Consider the following 18692-nt stretch of genomic DNA (forward strand, 5'->3'; position numbering starts at 1 on the left):
CCTTTATTGTGGGCTGAGCAGTTTCAAGCCCAGGATGCCCGACACGATCAATGCGATGCAGGCGATGCGCGCGGCGCTGGCCGGCTCACCCAGCACCATGATGCCGAAGATGGCCGTGCCCACGGTGCCGATGCCCGTCCAGATCGCATACGCCGTGCCCAACGGCAAGGTGCGCAAGGCCAGGCCCAGCATCACCACGCTGCCCAGCATGGAAACAGCCGTCAGTACGGACGGCACCAGACGGGTAAACCCCGCGCTGTATTTGAGGCCGATGGCCCAGCCGATTTCCAGCAAACCGGCCAGTACCAGGATGATCCACGCCATACACACTCTCCTGAGGCGGCAGGGTCGTCCCCGCCATACAGCCCCCACATCGAGCGGGGTCGTCCCCACAGGAGCAAAAGGAAAAGTATACCATCGGGTGCAAGCTCTTGCCGCCAGCACATTTTTTTCCAGTGCTGCTGCCAAAAAAGATGCTGACGGCAGCATAATCGCTGCATCCACTCACTCTCGGGAACAATGATGCTGCTTCTGGCCCAAATCCTTACCGCCCTCATCCTGCTACTGCACATCTACATCGTGTTGCTGGAAACCGTGCTGTTCGATACGCGCGGACGCAAGGTGTTTGGCCTGCCCAGGGAAAAAGCGGAGATCGTGCGTCCCGCCATGTCGAACCAGGGTTGCTATAACGGCTTTCTCGTCGCCGCGCTGGCGCTGGGTTTTTTTCACCCTGACCCGGCTATCGCCCATGCGTTCACCGTCTTCGGCCTGGCCTGCATCGCCGTGGCCGGCGTGTGGGGCGCAGTGACCGTCATGACGCGCATCCTCTACCTGCAAACGGTGCCCGCCGTCATCGCCCTGCTGCTGTTCCACTTCGCCTGATCCCTGCCGGGCGGCCTTGGCGGCCGCCCAACGCCGCTCTCCTTGAAAAATCCACGCCGCCAGCAGGCTTTTTACTTATATCGTAAAATTACGATATTGAAATTCACAAAAGACGAACCATATATCGTCTACAGACGAACATCGATCAGGAGAAACACCATGGACATCGACGCCATCCACAAGGCGCTGGCCAATCCCGTGCGGCGACAGATCCTGCAATGGCTGAAGGAGCCGGAGCAGCATTTCGCCCAGCAAGAGCATCCGCTCGACTTCGGCGTCTGTGCCGGACTGATCGACCGCAAGCTGGGTCTGTCGCAATCGACGGTCTCGGCCCACCTGGCCACCTTGCAAAAGGCCGATTTGATTTCAGCCAGGAAAGTTGGCCAATGGAGCTTTTTTAAACGCAACAAAGCCACCCTCCAGGCTTTTCTGCAGCACATGCAGCAAGGTTTGTAACCGTAGCCCCATCCATATCGCCGCCCGCGGCACTCTCGACAAGAAAGATAGCAATCATGGCAACCTTATTCGACCCCATCACCATTGGCAGCCTGCAACTGAAAAACCGCATCATCATGGCGCCGCTGACGCGTTCGCGCGCCGGCAATCCGGGCCGCGTGCCGAACGCCCTGATGGCCGAGTACTACACGCAGCGCGCTTCGGCCGGCATGATCATCTCGGAAGCGACGGCCGTCACGCCGCAAGGCGTGGGCTATGCGGACACGCCGGGCATCTGGTCCGAGGAACAGGTGGAAGGCTGGAAACACATCACCAAGGCCGTGCATGACGCGGGCGGCCTGATCGTGCTGCAACTATGGCATGTGGGCCGCATTTCCGCGCCCGTCTTCCTCGATGGCGACTTGCCCGTGGCGCCCAGCGCCGTCAAGCCGGCCGGCCATGTCAGCCTGCTGCGCCCGAAACAGGAATTCGTCACGCCGCGCGCGCTTGATACGGAAGAAATTCCCGGCATCGTGGCGGCTTACCGCCTGGGCGCCGAGAATGCGAAAAAAGCGGGCTTCGACGGCGTGGAAATCCATGGCGCGAATGGCTATTTGCTCGACCAGTTCCTGCAAGACAGCACTAACTTGCGCACCGACAACTACGGCGGTTCGGTTGAAAACCGTGCCCGCCTGATGCTGGAAGTGACGGATGCGTGCATCGAGGTATGGGGTGCCGACAAGGTGGGCATGCATTTGGCGCCGCGCCGCGACGCGCACGACATGGGCGACTCCGACCCGCGCGCCACCTTCGGCTATGTGGCACGCGAGCTGGGCAAGCGCGGCATCGCCTTCATCTGCGCGCGCGAAGCGCTCGGTGAAGACCGCCTGGGTCCGTACCTGAAACAGGAGTTCGGCGGCGTGTACATTGCCAACGAGAAAATGGACAAGGCGGCCGCCGAAACCTTGCTGGCCAAGGGCGAAGCCGATGCCGTGGCCTTCGGCCTGTGGTTCATCGCCAACCCCGACCTGCCCATCCGCCTGCACAGCGACGCGCCCTTGAATCCCCTGAACCCGGATACGCTGTACGCACCCGATGCGGCCGGCTACACGGACTACCCGGCACTGGCGGCACTGGCTTGAACGGCACTCCGGGCGACAGCAGCGGCAGGTTGTCGCTGTTGCCTGCCCTTCAACGCCATCGGCGCCGTGCCGGCCGCGCCGGACGGCGCGCCTGCACGCTGCTGAAGACGCGGCGTATCACCTCGGCCGGCACAGCGTGCTCACGCAAATAGGCTGTCGCCACCGTCCGGCCCAGGGCGTGATGAAACGCCACGCCCCGCTCGACGAGCTCGGCCATCACCGTGTCCGTTCGGACATGCTCCCCACGTACATCCTCGATACTGTTTTTCATGCCATGGCTCCCTGTCGGATGGATCAATGCTGCATCAAGTTTTGACCACATTGTGTGCATTTAGTGCCCGCCACAGTGGCAAAGCATCGTTAAAATAGCAGCAACAGCCGGCCCGATACCGCATGAATAGCGGCCTCGGCTGCTTGTCGCCACCGCCAGCCCCGTATAGAATGCCTGCGCAGAATTTTTGCTTCAAGGAAAATGGCCAGCAGCGCCATCCGATCAAGAACAGTGTCACTGAAGGGTATCAATGGACGATTTATTTGTACAAGCGGGCGACTTGCCGACCTGGCACCAGCGCTGCGCGTTGCGCGTGCTGCGGCTGTTTGGCTGGCGCATGCGCTTCCGCCCCCTGCCGGGGCCGCGCGGCATCGTCGTCGTCTACCCGCACACGTCGAACTGGGATTTCATGGTGGGCCTGTTCGGCAAATGGGCGCTGTCGCTGCCGTTCCGCTGGCTGGCCAAGGATTCCCTGTTCCGCGGCCCGATGGGCAAGGTGCTGCGCTACCTGGGCGGCGAACCCGTCGACCGCAGCACCACCAGCGGCACGATTCAACGTCAGGCCGAGCGCATGCTGGCCGCCGACTGGTACTGGTTGGCCATCACGCCGGAAGCGACACGCAGCTACCGCCCGAACTGGAAAAGCGGCTTTTATCACCTGGCCCTGGCTGCCAAAGTGCCGCTGTTGCTGGTGTATATCGACTACCCGAACAAGGTGCTGGGCGTCGTCGACCATATCTACTTGACGGGCGACAAGGAGGCCGACATGGCCGCCATCGCCGCCGTGTATGCGGGCCATCAGGGCTTGCACCCGGAAAAGGCGGCGCCCATCGTCCTATCCGACAAGCGCCCCGCCCCTTAATTCACTCCCATCAGCACCACGCCGGCGGCCGTCAAGGCCACGCCGGCCACGCGCAGCACGCGCCCGGCCAGCACCTGGCCGGCGAAACGTCCCGCACACAGCAGCATGGCCGAAGCCAGCAGGAAGCCGCACGCGGCCGAGGCAGCCGGCAATTCCTGGCCATGCGCGTTGCCATGTGCCAGCGCAAACACCCCCACGAGCAGCATGCCGAGCCAGTTCGGCAGCGCCAGCGCCAGCGCGATGGCCAGCCCCACCAGGGCCACCGTGGCGGCGATGCCCGTTTCCAGACCGGGCACCGTCAAGCCCGCCATGCCGGCCAGCGCGCCGAGCAGCATCATGCCGAGAAAAGTGGCGGGCTGGGCCAGGCTGCGGCGCTGCTGCCCGCCCCAGAGGCCCACGCCCAGCATGGCCAGCAAGTGGTCGATGCCCGTGAACGGATGGGCGAAACCGGCCAGAAAACCCACGCTGTCGCCATGGCCGGGGTGGGCCATCGCTGGCAAGGCCAGCAGGCACAGCGCCGCCACGGCGGCCGTTTTTGTCATCAGTCTTGCGCTCATTGCAGCTCCTTGCCTGGTTGATCGAGCAAACCCTGCTCGCGGATAAAATCGATGACCACCTGCACGCCGTCGCCGCTGCGCAAGTTGGTAAACACGAAGGGGCGCTCGCCGCGCATGCGCTTGGCATCCTGCGCCATCACGTCGAGGTTGGCGCCCACATACGGCGCCAGGTCCGTCTTGTTGATAATGAGCAAATCGGAGCGCGTGATGCCGGGCCCGCCCTTGCGCGGGATTTTTTCGCCGCCTGCCACGTCGATCACGTAGATCGTCAGGTCCGACAGTTCCGGACTGAAGGTGGCGGCCAGGTTATCGCCGCCCGATTCGACCAGGATCAAGTCCAGGTTGGGAAAGTCTGCCTGCATGCGCGCGATCGCTTCCAGGTTGATCGATGCATCCTCGCGAATGGCCGTGTGCGGGCAGCCGCCCGTCTCCACGCCCATCAGGCGCTCGGCCGGCAAGGCATCGGCGCGCAGCAGGATTTCCATGTCTTCCTTGGTATAGATGTCATTCGTGATGACGGCCATGTCGTAGCGCTCGCGCATGCCCTTGCACAGCATTTCGCACAGGGCCGTCTTGCCCGATCCGACCGGGCCGCCGATGCCTACGCGCAGGGGATTGGAGGTAATCGATGTCATGTTTGCTCTCTCATTGAATAGTTCAGGAACGATACAGGCGGCTGTACTGCACTTCGTGCCGCATCGACAGCAGCGACAGGCCGGGTGCCCAGTTGCCCATCTCGTCGTCTTGCAAGGTTTGCGCCGTCAGCGCCGCCGCTTCCAGCTCCGGCCGCAGCGACAGCAGCAAACGCTGGCCCGCCACCTGCCCCAGCGGCACGGATTTCACGCAGACGAGCACCTGGTTTTCCGCCCAGGCGAACAGCATGGCCAGCAGCGCCTCTTCGCGCGGAATCGCCAGCGCCGCCACGGCGCAGGCATACGCCGTGGGCAGCGCCACTTCCGGCTGCCCCTGCAGCATGTCGATCAGCACGCCGTCGGCCACGCCCAGCTCGGCCAGCAATTTGGTCAAGGAGTACCCCATCTGGATGGTTTCAGCGCGAAATTCCGCCGTGTCGCGCGAGGCGATGAAGCGCTCGCTCCAGCGCTGCACGGCGCACAAATCCTGTTCTTCAAAGGCCTGCATCAAGCGCCAGCACAGCGGCGCTTCCCAGCGCGCCACCACGTGCGCCAGATGCTCGGCGATCCACGCGCGCGCCGTGGCCGCATCCGCTACCAGGCCGGATTCGAGCGCCGCTTCCAGCCCCTGCGAATAGCTGTAGGCGCCGATCGGCAAGGCCGGGCTGGCGAACTGCAGCAGATGCAGCAGGGCCGAGGCCTGCATCATGCGGCGCCTGGCACATCGCCGGGACGGTGTATCTTCTGCCGCAGCGGCACGGGCGCCAGCAAGTGCTGGCCCTGGCCGTCGTGGTGGCCATGGCCGCCGCCATACGCGCCCGCCTCCGGTTCGAACGGCGCGCTTTCCTCCGTCACGCTCGCCTGCAAGCCTTGCAGCATCTCTTTTAAAACGGGGTCTTTGCGGATGCGCAGAAAACCGTCGCCCACCTGCGCCTGCGTGTGGCGATTCCCCAGGTGGAAAGCGCAGCGCAGCAGGGTGTGCGCGTCCGCGCAATGCACCAGGTAGGTCGGCTCGCGCGCGGCGACGATCCGCACCACCTGGCCTTCCGGTCCCGTCATGCGCTCGCCGTCGCGCAGCACCGTACCGCGCACGGTGAACACGGCCACCTCGTCGCCATTCGACAGCACGGCGCGCAGCCGGCATTTTTCGCGCTGGTCGTAAGGCAGCACCAGTTGGGCGAACGGGATGCGGTCGTCGTCCGCTCCCAGCTTGGTATGCAATGTGAGCATGCTTGTCTCCCGCTTAAAATAGAAAATAGCGCTGCGCCATCGGCAGCACGGCCGCCGCCTCGCACACCAGCAACTGGCCGTCGGCGCGCACGGCATAGGTTTCCGGGTCCACTTCCATGTGCGGCGTGGCGCTGTTATGGATCATGTCGTGCTTGCGCAAGCCGCGCATGTTTTTCACGGCGATGACGGATTTGTTCAGCTTCAACTGATGGCCGATATCGAGGTCGTAGGCCGCCTGCGACACAAACGTGAACGACTTTTTCAGGCCGCCGCCGAAGGCGCCGAACATCATGCGGTAATGCACGGGCTGCGGCGTGGGAATCGAGGCGTTCGGGTCGCCCATCTGCGCGGCGGCAATCATGCCGCCCTTTAAAATCATCGACGGCTTGACGCCAAAAAAGGCCGGCTTCCACAGCACGATGTCGGCGATCTTGCCCGCCTCGATGGAACCGACCACGTGGGAAATCCCATGCGTGATGGCCGGGTTGATCGTGTACTTGGCGATGTAGCGCTTGGCGCGGAAGTTGTCGCTGCGCGCCGTGTCGGGCGCCAGCGGCCCCCGCTGCACCTTCATCTTGTGCGCCGTCTGCCAGGTGCGCATGATCACTTCGCCCACGCGGCCCATGGCTTGCGAGTCGGACGACATCATCGAGATGGCGCCGATGTCGTGCAAAATATCTTCGGCGGCGATGGTTTCGCGGCGGATGCGCGACTCGGCAAACGCCACGTCTTCGGCAATCGCCGGGTCCAGGTGGTGGCACACCATCAGCATGTCCAGGTGCTCGTCGAGCGTGTTGACGGTAAACGGGCGCGTGGGATTGGTCGACGAGGGCAGCACGTTCGACTGCCCCACGGCGGCGATAATGTCGGGTGCATGGCCGCCACCCGCCCCTTCCGTGTGGAAGGTGTGGATGGTGCGGTCCTTGAAGGCGGCCAGGGTGTGCTCGAGAAAGCCCCCTTCGTTGAGGGTGTCACTGTGCAGCGCCACCTGCACGTCCATGCGGTCGGCCACGGACAGGCAGTTGTCGATGGCGGCCGGCGTGCTGCCCCAGTCCTCGTGCAGTTTGAGGCCGATGGCGCCCGCGCGCACCTGCTCTTCCAGCGGCAGCGGCAGGCTGACATTACCTTTTCCCATGAAGCCCAGGTTCATCGGGAAGGCGTCGGCGGCCGCCAGCATGGCGTGCAAATGCCATGGCCCCGGCGTGCAGGTGGTGGCGGCCGTGCCCACGGCCGGTCCCGTGCCGCCGCCCAGCATGGTGGTCACGCCGCTCATCAGCGCTTCCTCGATCTGCTGCGGGCAGATGAAGTGGATGTGCGTGTCGACGCCGCCGGCCGTGACGATCAGGCCTTCGCCGGCGATGATCTCGGTGGCGCCGCCGATGGGCAAGGTCACGCCAGGCTGGATGTCCGGGTTGCCCGCCTTGCCGATACCGAAGATCAGGCCATTTTTCAGGCCGATGTCGGCTTTCACGATGCCCCAGTGGTCGAGGATGACGGCATTCGTGATGACGGTATCCATCACCTCGGCCGCGCAGCGCTGCGACTGACCCATGCCGTCGCGGATCACCTTGCCGCCGCCGAATTTCACCTCTTCGCCGTAGATCGCATAGTCATGCTCGATCTCGATGAACAATTCCGTGTCGGCCAGGCGGATGCGGTCGCCCTTGGTGGGGCCGAACATTTCGGCATACGCGCTGCGGGGAATGCTGGCCATCTCAATCCTTTCCCGGTGGAGTGTCTTGCAGGTCGCCCATCACTGCGCCATTGAAGCCGTAGACCTTGCGTTCGCCCGCCAGCGCCACCAGTTCCACCGTGCGCTGCTGGCCAGGTTCGAAGCGCACGGCCGTGCCGGCCGTGATATTGAGGCGCATGCCGTAGGCGCGCCAGCGCTCGAAAGCCAGCGCCGGATTGACTTCAAAAAAGTGAAAGTGCGAGCCCACCTGGATCGGTCGGTCGCCCCGGTTGGCCACCACCACGGTGGCCGTGGCGCGGCCAGCATTGAGGCTGATTTCGCCTTCTTCCAATTTGTATTCACCTGGGGTCATGACCGCCTCCTGTAAATGTCGTTTGTGTGCTTACGGTATCGGATGGTGTACGGTCACCAGCTTGCTGCCATCGGGGAAGGTCGCTTCCACCTGGATATCGGGGATCATCTCGGCGATGCCGTCCATGACGTCGGCGCGCGAGAGTATCTTGGTACCGTCCGACATCAGCTGCGCCACCGACTTGCCATCGCGCGCGCCTTCCATGATGGCCGCGCTGATCAGGGCCACCGCTTCCGGATAATTCAATTTCAAGCCGCGCGCCAGGCGCCGTTCGGCCAGCAGCGCGGCCGTAAAAATGAGCAGCTTGTCTTTTTCGCGGGGAGTCAGGTCCATGTTTTTCCTTGTCTTTCCTGTTCAAGTGTTCCAGATGCGGGGCACGATGGCGTCGCGCCCCAGCATGGCGGGGCGCAGCAGAAGCCAGGCGGCCAGCATGATCCGGCGCGCCGCCTCGCTGTCGCCGCACAGCAGCCGCACCACCACCAGCGCTTTCATGTGCGTGGCGCCAAACACGGCGCCGGCCGGCACGACAATCTCGCGCACGGCCGCCAGCACTGATGAAGAAACGGGTGTGCCGACGGCGATCAGGGTGGCGCATACCGTGTGGCCGGCCAGCCCCAGGGGACTGGCCATCAGCGCGCCGCCTCCCGCCAGCACGCCCTGCTCCCACCACAGCAGCTTGCCGCCACGGCGGATTTGCACCTGCTGGCTGATGCTGCCTGTGGTAAAACTTTCGCCCGAGGCGCTGCGGCCCAGGCAGACGATGTCGCAGCCGATGTAGCTGGCGTCGACCGCCAGTTCCACCTCGTGGCGCAGGCGCACGCACGCCTGGTCGAAGAAAATGCTTTCCTGCGGCAGCCACTCGATGGCGGCGCCGCTGCCCGCGCGCAGCACGATGTGCTGACCCGAAACGTGGCCATTCGCGCGGTACCACTTGGCGGCGCCCGGTGACGTGAGCAAGGCATGCGCGCCTGCGCCCACCGTGGCGTCGACGGCCAGCTGGTCACCGCCCACCACGCCACCGGGCGGATGGATGATGATGGCGTGGCAGACGGCATCGCCTTCCGGGTACAAGGGCTTTTGCACGCGCAAGGGGCCGCGGTGCGTGCGCTCGACCAGGCGGCTGACGCCATCGTGCAGCACAAAACCGAGGCGCAAATGCGCCTGCCAGGCGCCGTGCGCGCTGGGCTGTGAAGGCATGGCTGGATGGGTACTGTCTGGCATGCGGGGCAATCGCGTAAATAAGCGATTACCTAAGCAGGATATGTGCCAGCGTCAGGGGAAGGAAAAGTGAGCATCCTGCACCGCGCTGCTGCGAATGCACCGGCATGGTGCATCGGCCGCACCGGCGTGTATGCTCAGGCCACGTCCAGGGCGCGCCGTTCGCGCAGCAAGGCCGTGAATGGTGCGGCAGCCAGGGGCCGGCTGAAATAATAACCCTGCATTTCGTCGCAGCCGTGTTCCGTCAGGAAGTCCACCTGTTCGCGCGTTTCCACGCCTTCGGCGATGACGCGCATGTCCAGGTTGTGTGCCAGCGAGATGACGGAACGGGCGATGGCCGCGTCACTGCTGCTGGTGGTGACGTCGTCGACGAAGGATTTGTCGATCTTCAGCACGTCGATGGGAAAACGCTTCAGGTAGCCCAGGCTGGAATAGCCGGTGCCGAAGTCGTCGAGGGAAATGCCCACGCCGATATCCTTCAGGCGCGTCAGGGCCGCCACCGCCTTGTCCGGGTCGCCCATCACCGTGCTTTCCGTGATCTCGATACCCAGGCAGGCGGGTGCGATGCCGTATTTACGCAATACCGCCTCGACGAAAGGCACCGTGCGATCCTGCGCGAACTGTTTACCGGACAGGTTGACGGCCACCTTGATGCTGCCCAGGCCTGCGTCGTGCCAGGCGCTGATCTGGGCGCAGACGCTTTCCAGCACCCATTCTCCGATGGCCGTGATCAAGCCGTATTCCTCGGCCAGCGCGATGAACAGGCCGGGCGACACCTTGCCCAGCACCGGGTTCTCCCAGCGCAGCAGGGCTTCCGCGCCCAGCAAGGCGCCCGTGCGCAAGCACATCTGCGGCTGGTAGTGCACTTCGAATTCATCGCGGCAGATGGCCCCGCGCAGCTGCTGCTGCATGGCCAGGCGGGCGCGGATATCGCTGCCCATGCGCTCCGTGAAGAAGGCGTAATGGTCGCGCCCCATTTCCTTGGCGCGCACCAGGGCCGTGTCGGCGTGGCGCAGCACGTCGTCGAGGCTGTCGCCGTCGGCCGGGCACATGGCGATGCCGATGCTGGTGGTCAGCGCCAGGCGCTCGCCACCGACATTGAGCTCTTCGCGCAAGCCGGCCAGGATGGTTTGCGCCAGCGCCAGCGTGCGGCCCAACAGGGCATCGTCCTGCAGCAGGATCTGGAATTCGTCGCCGCCCTGGCGCACCACGGTGTCGCCCTCGCGCACGCAGCCGGAGAGGAAACGCGCCACCACTTGCAGCGCCTTGTCGCCCACGGCCTGGCCGTGCGAATCGTTGATGTTCTTGAAACGGTCCAGGTCCAGGCACATCAGCACCACTTGCTGGCTGTCGCGCAGGGCATTGGCGCGCGCCTGTTCGAAACGCTCGCGCAGCAGCACGCGGTTCGGCAAACCCGTCAGCGCGTCGTGGTAGGAAAGGAAATCGATCAGATGCTGCTCGGCCTTGCGCTCGCTGATATCGAGGAAGACGCCCACATAATTGACGACGGCGCCATCGGGCCCGTACACGGTGGACGCGCTGAGCAGACAGGGATAGGTGTCGCCGCTCTTGCGCCGCGTCTGCACCTCGCCCGACCAGCAGCCGCTGCTGCGCAAGCCCTGGCGCAGGGCCTGCAGCACCGCTTCGCCCGTGTGTCCGGCATGCAGGCGCATGATGTCGGTGCCCACCACTTCCTGCGCCGCGTAGCCGGTGATACGTGTAAAGGCGGGATTGGCCGTGACGATGGTGCCGGCCGGATCGGTGATCAGGATGGCGTCCTGGGTGGCTTCGAAGACCTGGCCGGACAGGCGCAGCAATTCTTCGTTGGCGCGGCGGATCTGCACTTCGCGCGCCAGGGTGCTGGCCACCTGTTCCAGTTCCGCCGTGCGTTCGGCCACGCGCCGCTCCAGGTTGGCGCGCTCCTGCGCCAGCTGCAGCTGCGCCCGCGCCAGGCGCACGTGCGCGTCGGTACGGGCGAGAATTTCCTCGGCCTGGAAGGGCTTGGCGATGAAATCGACGGCGCCCAGCGCAAAGCCGCGCACCTTGTCGTCCGTATCATACTGGGCCGACAGGAAGATCACCGGCACTTGGCGCAGGGACGGTATCTCCTTCAGGCGGCGGCAGACTTCAAAGCCGTCGAGGCCCGGCATGCGCACGTCGAGCAGGATCAGCTCCGGCGGGCGCGCCTGGGCCGTCCACAGGGCAAGTTCACCGTTCGGCGCCTGGCGCACCGCATAGCCGGCGCCGCCCAGCAGGTCGCTCAACAACTTCAGCGAAGCCGGTGTATCTTCAACGATCAGTACTTCGCCCTTAGCATTCACTTCGGAAAAATCGCGGTGCATGTAGCAGTTCTCTCAGCTTTGGATGAGGCGCGGCGCTCGATTGCCACGCTGGACAAGACGTTTCTTTGCGATGAACTACGTACTATCATCATAATCTTTATTGCAATTTGGCACCATCCATCCACGGCACTTAGTCCGTTTTTTCATCGAATCCGATGTTGTCAGTCCACACTATTCAAGCGCGCACCAGCACGCCCTCGCTCTCCAGCAGGACGCACAGCTGACGGTACTGGTGCTGCTCGAGCATGGCCTGCAGCGGCGCCAGCAACGGCGCCGCCGACGCCGGCAGGGCCGCCAGCAGCTGCGCCACCCTGGCCAGGTTCAATTCGCGCAGCGCCACCAGCAAGGCGGCGCGCTCTTCCCCGGCCAGCAGCAGCAAGTCTTGCGCCTGTAGTGCCGGTGGCCATGCCGCCTGCGCCGGGATGGCCACCGGCACGGATGCCTGCTCTGGCGCCTGCGCCGCCTGCGCGGGTATGCTGAAACGGAAGGTGGCACCCTGCCCCGGCATGGATTCCAGCGTCAGTTCGCCTCTCATCAACTGCACCAACTCGCGCGAGATGGCCAGGCCCAGGCCCGTGCCATCCTTCGGTCCCGCGCTGTCGGCCTGCACGAAGGGTTCGAAGATGCGCTGCTGGTCTTCCAGGGCGATGCCGATGCCCGTGTCGCTGACGGCGAACGACAGGCGCCACGTGGCGTCATCCAGCAGCTCGCCGCGCACGCGCAAGGTGACCTCGCCGCTGCCGGCGAACTTGACGGCATTCGACATCAGGTTCAACAGCACCTGGCGCAAGCGCGTCGCATCGAGCAGCACCGCCGCCGGCAGGTCCGCGCAATCGAGGCGCAGGGACAGCCCCTGCTGCTCGGCGCGCATGCCCAGCATGTCCATCACTTCCTGCAACAGAGGCGCCAGCGCCACCACGGTCGCCTGCGCCTGCAAGCGCCCCGCCTCGCCCTTGGAGAGTTCGAGGATTTCATTGATCAGGGTGAGCAAATGATTGCCGGAGCGGTGGATGATGGCCAGGTTGCGCTTTTCATCGTCCTGCATGTTGGGCGAGGCGGCCATCAGGCGCGAAAAGCCGATCACGGAATTCAAGGGCGTGCGCAGCTCATGGCTCATGTTCGCCAGGAAGGTGCTCTTGGCACGGTTCGCCGCCTGCGCCTGGCTGACGGCTACCGACAGGGCGCTCGTGCGCTCGGCCACCAGTTCTTCCAGGTGGTGGCGGTGGCGCAGCAGTTCGAGTTCGGCCTCGCGGTGCGCCGTGATATCGTAGTTGGAGCCCACCATGCGCATGGGCTGGCCCCGCCCGTCGCGAAAGATCACGGCGTCGGCCTTGATGTAGCGGATGGCGCCATCGGGCCACAGGATGCGGTACTCGTGCGTAAACGCCTGGCCGGCGCCCAGCGCGGCGCGCAGGGCCTGCTTGGCCGCCGGCACGTCGTCCGGCATCAGCGCCGCGCGCCAGATGACCGCCGGCGACATGCTGCTGGCCGCATCGGCCTTGAACTGCGCGTACATCTGTTCATCCCATTGCAAAGCGTCGCTGCTGACGTTCCAGTCCCAGATGCCGATACTCGCCGCGCCGGTGGCCATCTGCACGCGCTCTTCGCTGCGCTGCAGGGCGCGGTAGCGGCTGTCGAGCAGCGCCACCATGTCGCGGATGGAGCGGTACAGGGTGCGCAGCTCGCCCAGGAACCACGCTTTCGGCGGCGTGCCGAAGGCTTCGCCCTGCCCCGCCTTGACGCCTGCCGCGTACTGGCCGATCACCTTCAGGGGCTTGAGCATCAAACACCACAGGAGCAGCCAGATGCAGGCCACAAGGATCACGTCGAGGGCCACGATCATCGCACCGATGCCCAGCGCGCGCTGCCGCAGCTCCGCGTCCAGCAGGGCCGGCGTGGCATACACGGCAACGCTGCCGATGACTTGTCCGCCCACCGTCACGGGGCGCCGCTGCACCAGCCAGCCGGGTTCGGCGGACAGCGCGGCGAGGCTGTCGATGGCGCCGTCCGCAGTGCGGCGCAGGATCAGCGCCTCCTTGCCGATGCCCGGCGTGAGGGAGCTGGCCACCAGGTCGCGCTTGCCCAGCATGCTGCGCATGATGGCCTGCATCTGCTTTTCATCCAGGTTCCACAAGGGCAGTTCGATGGCCACGGCCAGCTGGTCCGCGCTGACTGCCAGGCTGCGATGCAGGTGCTGCCAGCGCTGCTCGCGTTCGGACTGGTAAAACAGCACGGCAAACACCAGCAGCAGCACGGTGACGACAAAGGTCAGCGCCACGCTGACAGCCAGCACGATGGACACGCCGCCCAGACGGGCGCCTTTGGGTGCGTGAAAAGTCATGCGTCTTCGCCCTGCGGTTCGCTGGCCAGCTGCGTCAGCAAGGCGCACAGCGCCTGGTACTGGTGCTGTTCCAGCATGGCGGCGATGTGCGCGGACAGCTGCGGCAGGCCGGTCGCCACGCCGGCCAGCACGATGGCGCTGCGCCGCAAATCGAGGGCTTGCACGGATTCGAGCAGCGCCTGCCGTTCGGCCGCGCCCAGCTGGCCCAGCGCCTGCCGCAAATCAAAGGCTGGCGCCGGCACGCGCGACGGCGCGGCGGTGGTGCGCTGGAAGCGCACGCCCAGTTGCTGCTCCAGCATGGCGAACAGGTGTTCCTGCTCGATCGGCTTGCGCAGGAAACCGTCGGCGCCGGCCGCCAGCGCCTCCTGCTTTTCTTCTTCGAAGGCGGAGGCGGTCATGATCACCAGGCGCGGCTGCACCAGCGCCGGCTGCGCGCGCAGCCAGCGCGTCAGCGCCAGGCCATCCATGTCCGGCATGCGCCAGTCGCTCAGCACCATGTCGTAGCGCTGCGCCGCCAGCATGGCTTGCGCCTGCGTGCCGCCCGCCGCTTCCTGCAGCTGGAAACCCAGCGGCGCCAGCAAGCCGGCCAGCAGCTTGCGGCAGTTGTCGTCATCGTCGACCAGCAGCACCATGCGCCCACGCTGGGCCGGCGGCAGGCGCGCCACGCGGCCCGGCGCCAGCGTCGCGATGGCCGGCTGCCGCAGCACCGGCGCGCGCAGATCGAAATGGAATACGGAGCCGGACCCCAAGGTGGAGTCGACGCGCAGCTCGCCGCCCATCAGGCGCACGAATTCGCGCGAAATGGTCAGCCCCAGTCCCGTGCCGGCCTGCGCCACGGCGCTGTCGGCCTGCACGAACGGTTCAAAGATGCGCTCCAGATCCGCTTGCGCGATGCCGCTGCCCGTATCGCGCACGGCAAAGGCCAGCGCCATCTGCCCACCTTCTGCCGTCTGGCAGGCCAGCGACAAGGTCACGCTGCCCTGCTCGATGAACTTGAGCGCGTTCGACAGCAAATTGAGCAGCACCTGGCGCAGCTTGGCGCCATCGAGGCGCACCAGCAGCGGCACGCCGGAACGTTCGAGCTGCAGCGCGATGCCCTGGTCGCTCGAACGCATGCGCACCATCTCGAGCACCTCGTCGAGCAAGCCATTCAAGTCCACGGGTCCCGTTTGCAGCTGCATGCGGCCCGCTTCGATTTTCGACAATTCGAGGATGTCGTTGATCAAGGTCAGCAAATGATGGCCGGCGCGGTTGATGATGGCCAGGTTATGCTTTTCTTCCTCGAACATGCTGCTCGAATCGGCCATCATCTGCGAAAAACCGATCACGGAATTCAAGGGCGTGCGCAATTCGTGGCTCATGTTGGCCAGGAAAACGCTTTTCGCGCGATTTGCCGATTCGGCCTCGGTGACGGCCACCGACAGGGCCGCCGTGCGCTGCTGCACCAGTTCTTCCAGGTGGTCGCGGTAGCCGAGCAATTCCTGCTCGCTGTGCTTGCGCTCGGAAATGTCGACGATGCCGCTGCGCACCAGGCGCCGCCCTTCCATGGGCAATTTGACCAGCCGCACCTCGCAGGGAAAAACGCTGCCGTCGGCACGCCGCACATTGCGTTCCACCAGGACAGGCTCGCCCAGCATGGCACGGCGCAGATGCTCTTCCATCATCAGGCCCAGCGGCAAGCCATCGGGCTGCTTGCCGGTATACAGGTCGAACGGCCCGCGTGCCAGCAGTGCCGCGCGCGACAGGCCCAGCATGCGCTGCGCGCTGCTGTTGGCGTCGACGAAGCGGTCCACGTCCAGGTCGTACACCAGGATGGCTTCCGGCGCATGCTCGACCAGGATGCGGAAGCGCTGCTCGCTCTCGCGCGCATCGCTCTCGGCGCGCCGCAGGCGCCGCCGCTGCAGCAGCAAGGCGCTCAGCAAGCCGGCCATCACGATAAAGACGCCGCCCACCAGCAGCACGGCAAGGCGGTGCTCGTGCCACAGTTCCGGCGGCCGGTTGAGGAACAGCGTGTGCGGCGGCAGCCGGCTGATGTCGGCATCCCAGCGCTGCAGCTGTTCCCAGTCATACATGGGTATTGGGCGGGCCGGCGGCAGCAAGGCTCCCGGCGCGGCGGGCGCCTTGCCATCCAGCACCGCCAGCGACATCTGCGCCACCTGCTGCGCGGCCTGTTCGATGTGCAGGATGGAGCCGCCCAGGATGCCCTTGCCGACCGTCGCGTTGTACATGCCAAAGGTGGGCACATTCGCCAGCCGCGCCAGCTGCACGGAAAACTGCACGGGCGTGGCGATGGCGCCGTCCACGTCGCGGTTGACATTGCCCGCCACCAGCACGCTATCAGCTGGCAAGTGTGCCACCGAAGAGCGCATCTGGTCCAGGGTCAGGTTATCGAGGTAGCGCATGGCCACCTTGCCCTGCCACGCCAGCGCCGCCTGCTGCATGTTGCGCTTCAAGACCTGGTCGGCCTCGCTGGTGCCGACGGCCATGACGATGGTCTTGGTGTCAGGGAACAGCGACATGGCTTGCGCCAGGGTACCGGGAAAATCGACATTCGCCTTTTGCTGCCAGATGGCAGCCGGGCTGCCGGTCGGCAAGGCCATGCCCGAGGTGTTAATCGCCAGCACGGGCACCTCGCGCGCCAGCGGCGCCAGGTCCGACAGCAAAAAATCGAGCGCTGGCTGCTGCATGGCGATGATCAGGTCCGCCTTGCGCCCCATCATCTCGGTGTATCTTAAAAGCAACAAATCGCGCATCTCATTGCGCAGCGCCGGGTCTGCCTGGGTATTCAGGTTGAGGTGCTCGACCATGATGTCTTCGCTGGCCAGGCCTGCGGCGGCCATGGCGGCCACATAGGTGCGCGTGTACGATTCCACGCCGGCGCGGCCATAGTCGTAAGCGTTAAGGAACAGCACGCGCTGGCCCTGGTGCGGCGGCGCGACGGTGGGTGCTGCTGCCGGCAAGGCGGCGCAGGGCGCGGCGACCCAGAACGCCAGCAGCAATGCGCGGCAGCAGCGGCGCACCGCTGCCCTGCCCTGCCCACCGCCCGGCACATCACGCATCATTCGCCATGCCCATGCTCACTCCGCCTGTCACCATGTTTCACCCATGCGCTGGCCGATCAGCCACCGACACTTACAAAAACATGATAACGTCAACTGCAGGGGCAAGTCTATTCCTTAGGGCAATCTTTTGACAATCCACCCGCTCGCCACACCAAACATCGTTACGCCGCGGTGCCGCTGATACCGAACAATTCCAGCTTCAGCCCTTTTATGCCGGACGGCACATAAATCGCAATCGCCTGGGCCTTGATCATGCTGTCATAAATACTGCCCTTGTTATCGATCGAAAAGTAGTACGTATTGGGCCGCACCGGCACTTCGGCAGGAACCTGGGCCATATGACGCAACTCGGCACCAGGAAGTGCCCGGCCCAGTAACAGGTCGATATTGTCCGGAGATGAAATCTTGAACTGCAACGGCACCGTGGCGACCAGTTCCAGCGCCGGCATATCGGCGTTCACCGCAAGACAGAGTTCGGTCTGACGGTCAATCCGCTTGGCATCGAGCAAGCCGTGATAGTGGGTGTTTTGTTGCGCGTCGTTGGACAGCGCAATCGGGAAGTAGCGCGACAGGAGTACCGTATCGATCAGGTCGCGAATGATGCCATCGAGCTTGCCGAAACCGGGCGCCGCGTCATCGTGAGAATAAGCCGGCAAATCGCTCAGTGTGTATTTTTTCGAAAACGTCATCAAGCCACCGGCCAATGCCATCAATTTTTCAAATAAATACACGGGATGGTGGCGCCGGTAACTGGCGCAATGACTGAGTGTGGCGCTGGCCGTGCTCAATGTTTTGAGCATCCAGAACGAGGAAACATCGCCGCCATGAAATTCCACCGCATGGTTACCGGGCTGGCGGTGGCAGCTGTACAGCGCTTCAATTTTCGCGCCCATGCGGTCGATCAGCGACTCGAGCATTTTCTGCAGCGAAGACTCGGCGCTGATGGTCAGGCCAGGTGGAATGAAGGAAGTATCGACTTCGAAGCCGCCGTTGCCGGCACGGTGCAGACGAATCACCGGGATGGCAAGGTAATCATTCAGGGGCTCCAGTTGCGACAGCAGGTACACGCGCTTCTTCAAATAAACCACCTCGATGCTGACTGCCTCGCTGTACAGATCCGGGGTTTCGATATCGGCCTGAACATAGCGCGCGCCTGCAGAGCTCACATTGCCGCCATGTGCCTGCAGCGCGGGTAGCGCGGCATAAAAAGTAAAGCTATGTTCGCTGGAAGGCAGCTTGGACAGGTCAACGGCACTGGGCAATACATCGCCAAGCGGCGCCTCAAACAGCTCGCCATCCTGAAAGACCAGCGACATGGCCTCCGCCCGCAGGCTATTGTTGGCCAGTGCATCCGCATTCCAGCTGACGCCATGCACGCCCCATAAATGGGGATTAATCAACGAGGCCAGTCGTTGCAGGCGCGCTTCATGGTAGCGGTCCAGTTGCTGGAAGTGCTGGGGCCCGATGGCCAGGCCTTCGGACCAAAGTAATTTGGATGGCAGTGTCATTGCGTTCTCCATGGTGACCGTTGGAATCTTGCTGCCTAGCCAGTCTGATGTTGCCAGCATGGAAGTCCTTGATGTTGCGCAGCACCCTGTTCAATTATTTGCGCAAACGCAATTTGCCTTTGAGAAAACGCTCGGATACTGGCCATTCCGCCGCAAAGACACAGG

Annotated in this window: 18 protein-coding genes; 4 read left to right on the forward strand and 14 right to left on the reverse strand. The window is 64.4% G+C overall.

The features are described 5' to 3' along the window. Positions 1-3: 3 nt before the first annotated feature. Positions 4-324, reverse strand: coding sequence for a quaternary ammonium compound efflux SMR transporter SugE (sugE, locus tag FJQ89_RS08820; RefSeq protein ID WP_070217981.1), 321 nt, complete (start codon positions 322-324; stop codon positions 4-6). Positions 325-519: 195 nt separating this feature from the next. Between sugE and FJQ89_RS08825 the strand changes: the two genes are divergently transcribed. The 3 genes from FJQ89_RS08825 (at position 520) to FJQ89_RS08835 (ending at position 2459) form a co-directional block, all read left to right on the forward strand. Further along, on the forward strand, positions 520-882 hold the full coding sequence (locus FJQ89_RS08825; RefSeq protein ID WP_423245195.1) for a DUF1304 domain-containing protein: 363 nt from the start codon (positions 520-522) through the stop codon (positions 880-882). Between the two features lie 159 nt (positions 883-1041). Continuing rightward, positions 1042-1338 (forward strand): ArsR/SmtB family transcription factor, encoded by a 297-nt coding sequence (locus FJQ89_RS08830; protein ID WP_141169906.1) that lies wholly within the window; start codon positions 1042-1044, stop codon positions 1336-1338. A 56-nt stretch (positions 1339-1394) separates the two neighbouring features. Continuing rightward, positions 1395-2459, forward strand: coding sequence for an alkene reductase (locus FJQ89_RS08835; protein WP_141169907.1), 1065 nt, complete (start codon positions 1395-1397; stop codon positions 2457-2459). Positions 2460-2508: 49 nt separating this feature from the next. On the opposite strand, the gene FJQ89_RS08840 is transcribed toward FJQ89_RS08835, so the two are convergent. Beyond that, the gene (locus FJQ89_RS08840; RefSeq protein ID WP_141169908.1) at positions 2509-2730 is read right to left on the reverse strand and encodes a hypothetical protein; all 222 of its coding nucleotides are present in this window, start codon (positions 2728-2730) and stop codon (positions 2509-2511) included. Between the two features lie 250 nt (positions 2731-2980). Between FJQ89_RS08840 and FJQ89_RS08845 the strand changes: the two genes are divergently transcribed. Further along, positions 2981-3592, forward strand: coding sequence for a 1-acyl-sn-glycerol-3-phosphate acyltransferase (locus tag FJQ89_RS08845; RefSeq protein ID WP_141169909.1), 612 nt, complete (start codon positions 2981-2983; stop codon positions 3590-3592). On the opposite strand, the gene FJQ89_RS08850 is transcribed toward FJQ89_RS08845, so the two are convergent. From FJQ89_RS08850 to tssK, 12 genes are all read right to left on the reverse strand, one after another. Next, a complete protein-coding gene (locus tag FJQ89_RS08850) occupies positions 3589-4149 on the reverse strand; it encodes a HupE/UreJ family protein (RefSeq protein WP_243136484.1) in 561 nt (186 codons plus the stop codon). The two genes, FJQ89_RS08845 and FJQ89_RS08850, sit on opposite strands and share 4 nt — an antisense overlap. Further along, complete coding sequence (gene ureG, locus FJQ89_RS08855) at positions 4146-4784, reverse strand: urease accessory protein UreG (RefSeq protein ID WP_092714505.1); 639 nt, start codon at positions 4782-4784, stop codon at positions 4146-4148. Before ureG ends, FJQ89_RS08850 begins: the two co-directional genes overlap by 4 nt. Before the next feature lie 22 nt (positions 4785-4806). Next, on the reverse strand, positions 4807-5487 hold the full coding sequence (locus tag FJQ89_RS08860) for an urease accessory protein UreF (protein ID WP_141172708.1): 681 nt from the start codon (positions 5485-5487) through the stop codon (positions 4807-4809). Further along, positions 5487-6011 (reverse strand): urease accessory protein UreE, encoded by a 525-nt coding sequence (ureE, locus tag FJQ89_RS08865; RefSeq protein ID WP_141169910.1) that lies wholly within the window; start codon positions 6009-6011, stop codon positions 5487-5489. Before ureE ends, FJQ89_RS08860 begins: the two co-directional genes overlap by 1 nt. Positions 6012-6024: 13 nt before the next feature. After that, on the reverse strand, positions 6025-7725 hold the full coding sequence (ureC, locus tag FJQ89_RS08870) for an urease subunit alpha (RefSeq protein ID WP_141169911.1): 1701 nt from the start codon (positions 7723-7725) through the stop codon (positions 6025-6027). A gap of 1 nt (position 7726) precedes the next feature. Beyond that, complete coding sequence (locus FJQ89_RS08875) at positions 7727-8056, reverse strand: urease subunit beta (protein ID WP_071076649.1); 330 nt, start codon at positions 8054-8056, stop codon at positions 7727-7729. Positions 8057-8086: 30 nt separating this feature from the next. Beyond that, positions 8087-8389: an urease subunit gamma gene (locus FJQ89_RS08880; protein WP_034751936.1), complete on the reverse strand. Its 303-nt coding sequence runs from the start codon at positions 8387-8389 to the stop codon at positions 8087-8089. A 21-nt stretch (positions 8390-8410) separates the two neighbouring features. Continuing rightward, the gene (locus tag FJQ89_RS08885) at positions 8411-9253 is read right to left on the reverse strand and encodes an urease accessory protein UreD (protein WP_243136485.1); all 843 of its coding nucleotides are present in this window, start codon (positions 9251-9253) and stop codon (positions 8411-8413) included. A 158-nt stretch (positions 9254-9411) separates the two neighbouring features. Continuing rightward, positions 9412-11616 (reverse strand): EAL domain-containing response regulator, encoded by a 2205-nt coding sequence (locus FJQ89_RS08890; RefSeq protein ID WP_141169912.1) that lies wholly within the window; start codon positions 11614-11616, stop codon positions 9412-9414. Positions 11617-11791: 175 nt separating this feature from the next. Further along, on the reverse strand, positions 11792-13957 hold the full coding sequence (locus FJQ89_RS08895; RefSeq protein ID WP_141169913.1) for a sensor histidine kinase: 2166 nt from the start codon (positions 13955-13957) through the stop codon (positions 11792-11794). After that, the gene (locus tag FJQ89_RS08900; protein WP_141169914.1) at positions 13954-17019 is read right to left on the reverse strand and encodes a sensor histidine kinase; all 3066 of its coding nucleotides are present in this window, start codon (positions 17017-17019) and stop codon (positions 13954-13956) included. The genes FJQ89_RS08895 and FJQ89_RS08900 overlap by 4 nt, the downstream gene beginning before the upstream one ends. Before the next feature lie 161 nt (positions 17020-17180). After that, the gene (gene tssK, locus FJQ89_RS08905) at positions 17181-18587 is read right to left on the reverse strand and encodes a type VI secretion system baseplate subunit TssK (RefSeq protein ID WP_341474483.1); all 1407 of its coding nucleotides are present in this window, start codon (positions 18585-18587) and stop codon (positions 17181-17183) included. Positions 18588-18692: the final 105 nt, after the last annotated feature.

The organism is Janthinobacterium tructae (genome assembly GCF_006517255.1).
GTDB lineage: Bacteria > Pseudomonadota > Gammaproteobacteria > Burkholderiales > Burkholderiaceae_D > Janthinobacterium > Janthinobacterium tructae.

Coding starts and splice junctions, on each gene's coding strand:
- tssK (WP_341474483.1), bottom strand. CDS start 18,587: ATGCTGGCAACATCAGACTGGCTAGGCAGCAAGATTCCAACGGTCACC.
- FJQ89_RS08880 (WP_034751936.1), bottom strand. CDS start 8,389: ATGGACCTGACTCCCCGCGAAAAAGACAAGCTGCTCATTTTTACGGCC.
- FJQ89_RS08850 (WP_243136484.1), bottom strand. CDS start 4,149: ATGAGCGCAAGACTGATGACAAAAACGGCCGCCGTGGCGGCGCTGTGC.
- ureE (WP_141169910.1), bottom strand. CDS start 6,011: ATGCTCACATTGCATACCAAGCTGGGAGCGGACGACGACCGCATCCCG.
- FJQ89_RS08860 (WP_141172708.1), bottom strand. CDS start 5,487: ATGCAGGCCTCGGCCCTGCTGCATCTGCTGCAGTTCGCCAGCCCGGCC.
- FJQ89_RS08835 (WP_141169907.1), top strand. CDS start 1,395: ATGGCAACCTTATTCGACCCCATCACCATTGGCAGCCTGCAACTGAAA.
- ureG (WP_092714505.1), bottom strand. CDS start 4,784: ATGACATCGATTACCTCCAATCCCCTGCGCGTAGGCATCGGCGGCCCG.
- FJQ89_RS08840 (WP_141169908.1), bottom strand. CDS start 2,730: ATGAAAAACAGTATCGAGGATGTACGTGGGGAGCATGTCCGAACGGAC.
- sugE (WP_070217981.1), bottom strand. CDS start 324: ATGGCGTGGATCATCCTGGTACTGGCCGGTTTGCTGGAAATCGGCTGG.
- FJQ89_RS08875 (WP_071076649.1), bottom strand. CDS start 8,056: ATGACCCCAGGTGAATACAAATTGGAAGAAGGCGAAATCAGCCTCAAT.
- FJQ89_RS08845 (WP_141169909.1), top strand. CDS start 2,981: ATGGACGATTTATTTGTACAAGCGGGCGACTTGCCGACCTGGCACCAG.
- FJQ89_RS08885 (WP_243136485.1), bottom strand. CDS start 9,253: ATGCCTTCACAGCCCAGCGCGCACGGCGCCTGGCAGGCGCATTTGCGC.
- FJQ89_RS08890 (WP_141169912.1), bottom strand. CDS start 11,616: ATGCACCGCGATTTTTCCGAAGTGAATGCTAAGGGCGAAGTACTGATC.
- FJQ89_RS08825 (WP_423245195.1), top strand. CDS start 520: ATGATGCTGCTTCTGGCCCAAATCCTTACCGCCCTCATCCTGCTACTG.
- FJQ89_RS08830 (WP_141169906.1), top strand. CDS start 1,042: ATGGACATCGACGCCATCCACAAGGCGCTGGCCAATCCCGTGCGGCGA.
- FJQ89_RS08895 (WP_141169913.1), bottom strand. CDS start 13,957: ATGACTTTTCACGCACCCAAAGGCGCCCGTCTGGGCGGCGTGTCCATC.
- FJQ89_RS08900 (WP_141169914.1), bottom strand. CDS start 17,019: ATGATGCGTGATGTGCCGGGCGGTGGGCAGGGCAGGGCAGCGGTGCGC.
- ureC (WP_141169911.1), bottom strand. CDS start 7,725: ATGGCCAGCATTCCCCGCAGCGCGTATGCCGAAATGTTCGGCCCCACC.